Source organism: Flexivirga sp., from assembly GCF_035551235.1.
Classification (GTDB): domain Bacteria; phylum Actinomycetota; class Actinomycetes; order Actinomycetales; family Dermatophilaceae; genus Flexivirga.
This window is the reverse complement of record NZ_DASZNO010000021.1, coordinates 400,198-410,152: the sequence shown is the minus strand read 5'-3', so window position 1 is coordinate 410,152 and position 9,955 is coordinate 400,198. Positions and strand designations below refer to the sequence as shown.

At 69.5% G+C, this 9,955-nt stretch carries 9 protein-coding genes and 1 rRNA gene; all 10 read left to right on the top strand.

The genetic code is table 11. The features are described 5' to 3' along the window. The first annotated feature begins 13 nt into the window (after positions 1 to 13). Positions 14 to 131 (top strand): 5S ribosomal RNA (rrf, locus tag VG502_RS07140). An 882-nt stretch (positions 132 to 1,013) separates the two neighbouring features. Beyond that, positions 1,014 to 1,859 (top strand): hypothetical protein, encoded by an 846-nt coding sequence (locus tag VG502_RS07135; RefSeq protein ID WP_325549334.1) that lies wholly within the window; start codon positions 1,014 to 1,016, stop codon positions 1,857 to 1,859. A gap of 126 nt (positions 1,860 to 1,985) precedes the next feature. After that, positions 1,986 to 2,402 (top strand): single-stranded DNA-binding protein, encoded by a 417-nt coding sequence (locus tag VG502_RS07130; RefSeq protein ID WP_325549333.1) that lies wholly within the window; start codon positions 1,986 to 1,988, stop codon positions 2,400 to 2,402. A gap of 46 nt (positions 2,403 to 2,448) precedes the next feature. Beyond that, positions 2,449 to 3,570: an HAD-IIA family hydrolase gene (locus tag VG502_RS07125; protein WP_325549332.1), complete on the top strand. Its 1,122-nt coding sequence runs from the start codon at positions 2,449 to 2,451 to the stop codon at positions 3,568 to 3,570. A 78-nt stretch (positions 3,571 to 3,648) separates the two neighbouring features. Then, complete coding sequence (locus VG502_RS07120; RefSeq protein WP_325549331.1) at positions 3,649 to 4,197, top strand: hypothetical protein; 549 nt, start codon at positions 3,649 to 3,651, stop codon at positions 4,195 to 4,197. Between the two features lie 8 nt (positions 4,198 to 4,205). Further along, the gene (locus tag VG502_RS07115) at positions 4,206 to 4,640 is read left to right on the top strand and encodes a hypothetical protein (protein WP_325549330.1); all 435 of its coding nucleotides are present in this window, start codon (positions 4,206 to 4,208) and stop codon (positions 4,638 to 4,640) included. A gap of 4 nt (positions 4,641 to 4,644) precedes the next feature. Further along, the gene (locus VG502_RS07110) at positions 4,645 to 5,448 is read left to right on the top strand and encodes a TlyA family RNA methyltransferase (protein WP_325549329.1); all 804 of its coding nucleotides are present in this window, start codon (positions 4,645 to 4,647) and stop codon (positions 5,446 to 5,448) included. Beyond that, entirely contained in the window at positions 5,445 to 6,350 is a 906-nt protein-coding gene (locus tag VG502_RS07105; RefSeq protein WP_325549328.1) for an NAD kinase, read from the top strand. The genes VG502_RS07110 and VG502_RS07105 overlap by 4 nt, the downstream gene beginning before the upstream one ends. 52 nt (positions 6,351 to 6,402) lie before the next feature. Beyond that, positions 6,403 to 8,094 carry a DNA repair protein RecN gene (gene recN, locus VG502_RS07100; RefSeq protein WP_325549327.1) on the top strand — a complete coding sequence of 564 codons (1,692 nt, stop codon included), beginning with the start codon at positions 6,403 to 6,405 and terminating at the stop codon, positions 8,092 to 8,094. A gap of 157 nt (positions 8,095 to 8,251) precedes the next feature. Next, positions 8,252 to 9,937 (top strand): CTP synthase, encoded by a 1,686-nt coding sequence (locus VG502_RS07095; protein WP_325549326.1) that lies wholly within the window; start codon positions 8,252 to 8,254, stop codon positions 9,935 to 9,937. Positions 9,938 to 9,955: the final 18 nt, after the last annotated feature.

Here is a 9,955-nt window from a genome sequence, read left to right as displayed (position 1 = left end):
TGTTTCACAGGGTTACGGCGGTTATAGCGAAGTGGGAAACGCCCGGTAACATCCCGAACCCGGAAGCTAAGCCCTTCAGCGCCGATGGTACTGCACTCGGTAGGGTGTGGGAGAGTAGGACACCGCCGAACAATCATTAATACAGAGGGTCGGTCACGAGCACTTTCAAGTGTTTGTGACCGGCCCTTTGTCACGTTCGAGGTCCGTCGCGTTCCCGTCTCGGGTCGGGCGGCGTACGGTGAGTTTGCGCGGTGGCGAGGTCGACGACATACGGCGCGCTCGGAATCCTGGAGAGTTGGTGCGTTGCGGTGACGAATGACGATGAGGCTGTGCCGGAGAAGGATGGCGGCAGCCACCGCTCCGGTCGATGGTCGCGAGCCGGCGGCAATTCCGAGCGGGGTCGTACGGAGCGCACACCGGATCGCCCTGAACCCGCGTCGGATTCGCCTGCCGGCGGCCGGGAGGAGCGCCGCGGTCCCCGAGAGAGCGCTCGCAACGACGAACGTCGTCGTGACGGCAGCTCGCAACGCGCCGGTGAACGACGTCCTGCAGAGCGCCGATCCGGTGGTGACCGCCGCGGGGGCAGCGATCGTAATGCCGGCCCTCGTCGTGAGGACCGCGGTGAGCGCTCGTTCGACCGGGGTGGGCGCGATGGTGGAGTAGGAGGCCGCAGCGGTGGACGCAGGGAGGACCGTCCGACCTATGGTCGTGGTCCTCGCGAGGATCGCGGCCGTGACGGGCGTTCCGGTGGATCGTTCGCGGACCGCGGACGCGGAGCCGGTCGTCCGGGCGACGCCCGTGGACGGGTTCGGGACGATCGTGGTGCCGACCGACGTAACGGCCCCGGCGACAGGCGGGATGACCGCGCGAGCGGGCAGGACCGCGAACAGCGCGGCCCGCGGTCGTGGGACCGGACGTCGCCATCGCAGCGGTCGACACGTGACACCCGGGTCGAACCACCGCTGCCCGAGGAGATCACCGGCAAGGAACTCGATCGTTCCGTGTGGCGGGAGATGCGCACGCTGACCAAGGAGAACGCGCAAGGAGTGGCGAAGCACCTGGTGGCTGCCGCGACCCTGCTCGAGGAGGACTCGGACCTGGCCCTGGCCCACGCGGAGCACGCTGCCCGCCGTGCCGGTCGCGTTGCCGCGGTGCGTGAAGCTCTGGGACTGGTGCACTACCGGCGAGGCGAATTCAACGACGCCATCCGCGAATTTCGTACTGCCAAGAGGCTTTCCGGCTCGAACCACCTGCTTCCGTACCTGGTGGATTGTGAGCGCGGCCTGGGCCGTTACGAACGAGCGCTGGACCTGGCGGCGTCGCCGGAGGCGCAGTCCCTGGGTGAGGCCGACAACATCGAACTGGCGATCGTCGTGTCCGGTGTTCGACGCGACCTGAACCAGCCGGAGGCCGCGCAGATGGTGCTCCGGATACCGGCACTGCAGCGTGCCTCGAAACAACCCTGGGCCGCGCGACTCTTCTATGCGTATGCCGAGGCCTTGCTCGCGGCCGGTGCCGAGGGCGAGGCTCGTGACTGGTTCGCGAAGGCGATCGACGCGGACGTCGACGGACAGACCGACGCGGCCGAGCGGGTCGACGATCTGGACGGCCTCGTGTTGATCGACGCACTCGACGATGACGAGATGGCCGACGAGACCGGCAACGAGACCGGCGATGAGGCGGGGAACGAATCGGTTGCCCCCGACGCGGAATCGGTCACGACGAGTGACGGCCCGGGGCTCTCGACGACCGGCGTGCCCTCTGCACCGGTCGAACAGAGCGGCGCCGTCGACGGCGGCGCAGTCGAGAGTTCCGTGGCACCGGAGTTCGTCGATGGCACCGAGAGCGACAAGGCCTGACGCGGATATCCACATCCCCCTCGGGCGACCTTTTCGGTCCACAACTGAGGGGGCGGTGACTGGGCCGCAGGGTTGATGCATCGCAGTCTGGATGGGAACACACGTTCGCATTCATGAGGAGAAGCGATGACCGCTCAGGCCAAAACGTCACAGCCTTCCCGATCCGCCGGTAGTTCCGAGCGCACCAGGACGACGGCACCCGCCGTCAACGAGGTGCATCTCGTCGGTCGGCTCAGCGCACCGCCGGTGCTCAAGCATCTGCCGAGCGGAGCGGAAGTCGTGCAACTTCGAATCGTCGTCGACCGGCCGGCCGGAACGCGCGCGAAGTCGCCGGGCGGTGACTCCCGATCACCAACGGTGGACACCATCGACATCGCCTGCTGGTCGGCAGACGCTCGCCGTCGAGCGTTGTCGTGCGCAGGTTCCGAGGTCGTCGATGTCTCCGGGGCCCTGCGCCGCAGGTTCTGGCGCGGGCCCGCAGGAGTCGCGAGCCGCTACGAGGTGGAGGCCAGCAAGCTGCGAGTGGTCAAGCGAGCGGCCTGAACGTCCCACTGGCCCATGGCAGCGGCGGCACGGGCAAGATGGACCCGTGCCACAGACGACTGAAACGCAGGGGCCCCTGGGCCATGGGCAGAGCGACCGGACGGCGGACCGGTCAGGGGCGAGCCGCGTCGGACGCACGCTGGCAGCCGCCTATCCCGGTCTGGTGTGCGATCTTGACGGTGTCGTCTATCGCGGCGCGCAGCCGGTCCCGCACGCAGTGGACGAGCTCACCAAGGCACAGCACAACGGCTCGCGGGTGGTCTATGCAACGAACAATGCGTCGCGTCCGCCCGCCATCGTCGCGGAATCGTTGCGCGGCTTCGGTGTGCGGCTCGACGATGCCGATGTGCTGACGAGTTCGATGGCCGGCGCCGGTCATCTTGCGCATCAGCTGCCGGCCGGTGCCGCAGTGTTGGCGATCGGTGGCCCGGGCGTGACCGAGGCGCTGGAAGCGGCGGGGCTGCGCCCGGTCGCGGCCGCCGATGCCGCGAAGACCCCCGTGGAAGCGGTGCTGCAGGGGTACGGCGCCGGGGTGACCGCCGCGGAGCTGGGTGAGGCTGCATACGCGATCCAGGGCGGAGCGCGCTGGGTGGCGACCAACAACGACCTGACGCTGCCGACCGATCGCGGAGTGGCACCCGGGAACGGCTCGTTGGTCGCTGCGGTGCAGCTCGCTGTCGGCATCGAGCCCACGGTGGTCGGCAAGCCCGGCCCGATGCTCTACGAGCTGGCGGCCGAAGCGCTGGGCACGGGCCCGGACTCGACGCTGGGCATCGGCGACCGCTTGGAGACCGATACAGCGGGCGCGCACGCCGCAGGGATGGACGCGTTGCACGTACTCACGGGAGTGCATGGCCCGGCCGATCTGGTCCGTGCACCGCGGGGCATGCGGCCTCGATTCATCGGGGTGGACCTGCGTGTGTTGGACGAGGCGTACGCCGAGCCGGCACCTGCGGGGAACGGCCGTTGGATGGCGGCGGGATGGGCCGGAACCCTGGTCGGGCAAGGGAACTCGGCACGGGTGTCGTTCGAGGCCGGCGGGGCTGCGGACGCCGATCTTGCGTGGGTCGCGAAGCTCCGCCTCGCACTGCCCGTTCTGTGGCAGGCCTTGGATCAAGGACTCATCACCGATGCCGAAGCCGTAGCCGCGCTGCCTGAGCCGCAGTAGCCTGCCCGAAGACGTGACGATCACGTCGGGCCACCGCTGCGGTGGTTGAGCGACCCGATTTCCCGAGGAGACGGCGACATGGCGATCAACAGCGTCCGAACAGCCCTGCAGTTGCTGACCGGTGCCGGCGAGGTGACTCGCGCGAAGGCACTCGAGGCAGCGGGAACACTGCTGGAGCTACCCGGGGTCGGCGAGACGTCCGCGCGCGCCGGCCAGCTCGCTGAGGAATTGATCGAGGCGGCAACGGCGAATCAGGCCATGGTCACCGAGCTGGTCCGCACCGAACTGGATCGCCGATTGGTCGTCCTCGGGTTGGCGCGGGGGAGCGACCTGGAGAGCGCGCAGCGCAAGATCGAGACGCTGGAAGCCGAAGTGGCGGCGCTGCGTGCCGGGATGGCCAAGGCCCCATCGGCGGCCGGCGATGCATCTGCCCCGCGCGCTGACAGCGGTGCGTCCAGAACGACGCAGGCGACTGCCGCCAAGGCGACCAGGAAGACAGCCAAGAAGGCAGCTGCCGCGAGTGCGAAGAAAACGGCCGCGAAGAAGGCCGCCACCAGGACAACCACCGCGAAGAAGACTGCCGCCAAGAAGACCGCTACCAAGAAGGCCGCAGCGCGCACGCAATAATGGCGGACGTGAGTGACGACGCGGAGCAGAACCCGACGGCCCCCACCCCGACCCCGGCGGCGCCGTCTCCGCAGATGTTCGCGCGGCCGGCGGCTCCTGCCCAAGCCGCTCCAGCCCAGGACAGCGCCGCAGCGGGCGGCACCCCACCGGGCGCCGCTGAATCGGACGCTGACGCCGGCGCAACGTCCCGCTTCGCCGGTACCGGTGATCCGCAGGTCGATCGTGCGCTCGCACAACTGCCAGATCCCAGCGAGCACCACCGGCAGGCCGGTCATGACGAGCACGCTGATGATCACGCTGACGATTACGCTGACGAAGGCCCGGACAGTGTCTCGGCCACCGGCATCGACCTACCCGACCCGGGTGCGCTGGATGCACATCTTGCCGACGTGACGGCGGTGCATCGCCAACTGCAGCAACGTCTTTCGGACCTGTCGGGCTGACTGCGTGCGAGCCGACGCAGCCCTTGTCGAGCGCGGTCTGGCTCGATCACGCGCGGTTGCGCGCGAGCTGATCGAGGCCGGCCAGGTGACGGTGGCCGGTCGACCGGTGACCAAGCCCGCCGCACCGGTCGATCCGGCCGAGTTGGCCGTTGTGGGCGAGGTGCAGCCGTGGGTGGGCCGGGCGGCATACAAATTGATCGGTGCGCTCGAACACTTCCCGGTATCGGTGGATGGGGCGCGCTGCATCGACGTGGGCGCCTCGACCGGTGGCTTCACCCAGGTGCTGCTGCACCACGGCGCGCGCGAGGTCGTCGCGCTCGACGTCGGTCATGGCCAGCTCGCGGAGCCCGTCCGCAGCGATGCGCGCGTCGTCGAGCGCTCGGGCGTCAACGTGCGCGACATACAGCCCGACGATCTCGGTGGACCGGCCGACATCGTCGTCGCCGACCTCAGCTTCATCTCCCTGCGCCTGGTCCTCGACCGGCTGGCGGCACTCACCGCTGCCGGCGGCGACCTGATCACCCTGGTCAAGCCACAGTTCGAGGTCGGCCGGGAGCGACTGGCCCGGACCGGTGTCGTGTCGTCACCCCACGAACGCCACCGCGTACTGCGCGATGTGCTGGCGCTGGTGCCGCAGGTCGGGCTGCACCCGCACGGCCTGACGGCGAGCCCGATCGCCGGCGGCACCGGCAATCGCGAGTACCTGCTGTGGGCGCGGCATACGCCGGGAGGCAGGATGACTGACGTGGACGTGCAGACGGTGCTGGAGCAACTGCGGAGCGACGAGCTGAAGGACACGCAGGTATGACGCGTCGTGTCCTGCTGGTCGGGCACCCCGGCCGCCCGGAAGCACTCGACGTCGCGGCGGAGCTCGTGCACGGGCTCACCGCGAACGACATCGAGGTCATCGGCCAGACCGACGAACTGCGAGCCTTCGGCGTCCTGGGCGAGCCGGGCGTGACCGGCTACCACGAGCCGCAGCAGGACGGCGCCGAGGTCGCGGTGGTCCTCGGCGGCGACGGCACCATCCTGCGCGGCGCCGAGATCGTCCGGGAGAGCGGTGTGCCGCTGCTCGGGATCAATCTCGGGCATGTCGGGTTCCTGGCCGAGGCCGAGCGGGACGACATCCAGCACACGGTGCACAAGATCGTCCACCGCGACTGGACCGTCGAGGAACGCGAGACGCTGGAGGTCGAGGCGTCGCTGGCCGGCGAGTCGCTGTGGACCAACTGGGCCCTCAACGAGGCATCCGTCGAGAAGGCGGCCCGGGAACGCATGCTCGAGGTGACACTCGCGATCGACGGGCGCCCGTTGTCCACGTGGGGTTGCGACGGCGTGGTGATGGCGACACCGACGGGTTCGACGGCATACGCCTTCTCGGCGGGCGGTCCGATCGTCTGGCCCGGCGTCCCCGCCACCCTGGTGGTGCCGATCTCGGCGCACGCACTCTTCGCCCGGCCGCTGGTCCTCAGTCACGACGTACACATCGCGATCGACCTGCGCGACACCACCGATGCCCAGGCGGTGCTGTGGTGTGACGGGCGGCGTTCGTTCGACGTGCCGCAGGGCGCACGCATCGAGGTCCGGCGCAGCGACCGGCCCGTGCGCCTCGCGCGGCTCGGCACCGGCCCGTTCACCGACCGGCTGGTTGCCAAGTTCGACCTCTCGGTCTCCGGCTGGCGCGGCACCGGCGGGCGAAACCGGCACTGAACGGGACCGGTCGTCGGGTGCGGCGTCGTTGCTGGCAGTTAGGCTCGCTGACGTGCTGCGCGAACTGCGGATCCAGGGCCTCGGCGTCATCGACGACGCCCGGCTAGACCTGTCGCCGGGGCTGAACGTCGTCACGGGCGAAACCGGCGCCGGCAAGACGATGGTCGTCCAGGGGCTCGGCCTCCTGCTCGGCGGGCGCAGCGACGCCGGTCTGGTGCGTGGTGGAGCCGACAAGGCATTCGTCGAAGGCATCGTCGAGCTCGACAGTGGACACCCCGCGGTTGCGCGCGCCGAGGAGGCCGGGGCGGAGGTCGACGGAGAGCTGATCCTCGCGCGAACCGTTTCCGGACAAGGACGTTCGCGGGCCCACATCGGCGGCCGGAGTGCACCGGTCGGAGTGCTCGGCGAGCTGGGGGAGTTGCTGGTCGCCGTGCACGGTCAGGCCGATCAGTGGCGGCTGCAACGTCCCGAGCAGCACCGCGTCATGCTGGACGACTTCGGCGGCAAGCCGATCGCGACGGCGCTCGCGGCATACCGGGCACTGCACCAGGACTGGCAGGACACCCGCGCCGAGCTCACCGAACTCACCGACCGTGCCCGTGAGCGCGCACAGCGGCTGGATCTGCTCACCTCGGCGCTGGAGGACATCGAGCGTGTCGAGCCGGTGCCGGGCGAGGACGTGGACCTGGCGGCGGAGTCGGAGAAGTTGAGCCACGCCGACGGTCTGCGCGAGGGCGCCGGCGCCGCTCACGACCTGCTGGCCGGCGACGAGGCCAACGACGATGCGCCGCACGTCATCGAACTCGTCGCCCGCGCCCGGCAGGCGCTCGGCGGCCTGATCGCGCACGACGGCGACCTGGCCGCGCTGGAGGGCCGGATGCAGGAGCTCGGGGTGCTGGCCGCCGACATCGCGGCCGACCTCGCGTCATACCTGGCCGACCTCGAGATCGACCCGGCCCGGATGGAGCAGGTGCAGCAGCGGCGGGCCGAGCTGACCGCCCTGCTGCGCAAGTATGGCGAGAGCATCGACGACGTCCTGGTGTGGAGCAAGGGCGCAGCGGCCGAAGCCGCGGAGCTGGCCGGTTCCGACGACCGGATCGAGGCGTTGCGCGGGCACCTCGAGGAGCTCGAGCCGAAACTCGACGCCGCCGCGCGCAAGCTCAGCAAGGCACGCGACGCGGCCGCCAAGAAGCTGCAGAAGGCCGTCACCGGGGAACTGGCCCACCTCGCGATGGGGTCGGCGAAGCTGACCGTCGAGGTGACCAGCGACCCGGCGCATCGGGGACCGCACGGCGTGGACGAGGTCGAGATCCTGCTCGCCGCGAACGCCGGGGCGGCGCCGCGCAGCGTCGCCAAGGCTGCGTCCGGTGGTGAGCTGTCCCGCGTGATGCTCGCGCTCGAGGTGGTGACTGCCACCGGCAGTGTGCCGACGTTCGTCTTCGACGAGGTGGACGCCGGGGTGGGCGGATCCGCGGCGCTCGACATCGGGGCCCGGCTGGCCAAGCTCGCCCAGCATGCGCAGGTCATCGTGGTCACGCACCTGGCGCAGGTGGCGGCATACGCCGATCGGCAGCTGGTGGTGCACAAGTCCAGCGACGGGCACATCACCGCCAGCGGAGTGACCGCCGTCGAGGGCGACGAGAGGCTGGCCGAGCTGGCCCGCATGCTCGGCGGGGTGAGCGACAGTGCCGCGGCCCGGCAGCATGCACAGGAGTTGCTCGACGGTGCGCGCCAGGATCGGTGACGAACTCCCGGCATACGGCGCAACACGCCGTACGCCGACTGGCCAATCGCCGAAAGCCCTTGGTTGCACAGCACATTCGCTGTCCTGTGAGAGCCTCGTGGCGGACTCGGGCCCGGGTGGTCCGGCCGGCCGAATCCGTAACGTAGACTGAGAGCCCGTGGTGGAGCAGACGAAACATATCTTCGTGACCGGAGGCGTTGCCTCTTCGCTCGGCAAGGGGCTCACCGCCTCAAGCCTCGGACATCTACTCCGTGCTCGCGGTCTGCGGGTGACGATGCAGAAGCTGGATCCCTACATCAACGTCGATCCGGGCACCATGAACCCGTTCCAGCACGGCGAGGTGTTCGTGACCGAGGACGGCGCCGAGACCGACCTGGACATCGGCCACTACGAGCGCTTCCTGGACGTCAACCTCGCCGGTGACGCCAACGTGACGACCGGCAAGGTCTACAGCGAGGTCATCGCCAAGGAGCGGCGCGGCGAATACCTCGGCGACACCGTGCAGGTCATCCCGCACATCACCAACGAGATCAAGGCGCAGATGCGCGCCCAGGCGGCGCCCGACGTCGACATGATCATCACCGAGATCGGTGGCACGGTCGGTGACATCGAGTCGCTGCCGTTCCTCGAGGCCGCCCGGCAGGTGCGCCAGGACGTCGGCCGCGACAACGTCTTCTTCCTGCACGTCTCGCTCGTGCCCTACCTGGCGCCGAGTGGCGAGCTGAAGACCAAGCCCACCCAGCACTCGGTCGCCGCACTACGACAGGTCGGCATCCAGCCGGATGCGCTCGTGCTGCGGGCCGACCGCGACCTGCCGGACGGGATCAAGGACAAGATCGCGCGGATGTGCGACGTCGACCAGGAAGCAGTCGCTGCCTGCGTGGACGCCCCGAGCATCTATGACATTCCCAAGGTCCTGCATGCCGAAGGCATCGATGCGTATGTCGTCCGCCGGCTCGGCCTGCCGTTCCGCGATGTCGACTGGCACGAGTGGGACCGGCTGCTGGAGCGGGTTCACGAGCCCGAGCACAAGGTCGAGGTCGCACTGGTCGGCAAGTACATCGACCTGCCGGACGCCTACCTTTCGGTCACCGAGGCGATGCGCTCCGGCGGTTTCCACCACGACGCCAAGGTCGTCATCCGGTGGGTGCCGAGCGACGACTGCACCACACCTGCGGGCGCTGCCAAGGCTCTGGGCGGTGTCGACGCGATCCTCGTCCCGGGCGGCTTCGGCGTGCGCGGGATCGAGGGCAAGCTCGGTGCGCTGCGCTGGGCACGTGAGCAGCAGATTCCCACTCTCGGGATCTGCCTCGGACTGCAGTGCATGGTGATCGAATACGCGCGCAACGTCGCCGGCATCGAGGGCGCGTCCTCCAGTGAGTTCGACCCGCAGACACCTGCCCCGGTCATCGCGACCATGGAGGAGCAGAAGGTGTATGTCGAGGGCGCCGGCGACCTGGGCGGCACGATGCGGCTGGGCGCCTACCCGGCGAAGCTGACCGCGGGCAGTGTCATCGCCGAGGCGTATGGCGCCACCGAGGTGTCCGAGCGGCACCGCCACCGCTACGAGGTCAACAACGCCTACCGCGCCCAGCTGGAGAAGGCCGGCCTGTCCTTCAGCGGACTGTCGCCGGACGGACAGCTCGTCGAGTTCGTGGAGCTGCCACGCGAGACGCATCCCTACTACGTGTCCACGCAGGCGCACCCGGAGTTCCTGTCCCGGCCGAACCGCGCGCACCCGCTCTTCGCGGGTCTCGTCGGCGCGGCCATCGACCAGCAGCGCGCGAGTCGGCTGGTCGAGGTCGAACGGCCGAAGGTCACCGATTCCGCTGTGGCACAGTGAATCTGGCGAAGGGGACGC

Bases quoted from the DNA above. Each gene is read 5' to 3' on its own strand.
- VG502_RS07135 (WP_325549334.1), top strand. From the start codon at position 1,014: ATGCGCACGCTGACCAAGGAGAACGCGCAAGGAGTGGCGAAGCACCTG.
- VG502_RS07105 (WP_325549328.1), top strand. From the start codon at position 5,445: ATGACGCGTCGTGTCCTGCTGGTCGGGCACCCCGGCCGCCCGGAAGCA.
- VG502_RS07130 (WP_325549333.1), top strand. From the start codon at position 1,986: ATGACCGCTCAGGCCAAAACGTCACAGCCTTCCCGATCCGCCGGTAGT.
- VG502_RS07120 (WP_325549331.1), top strand. From the start codon at position 3,649: ATGGCGATCAACAGCGTCCGAACAGCCCTGCAGTTGCTGACCGGTGCC.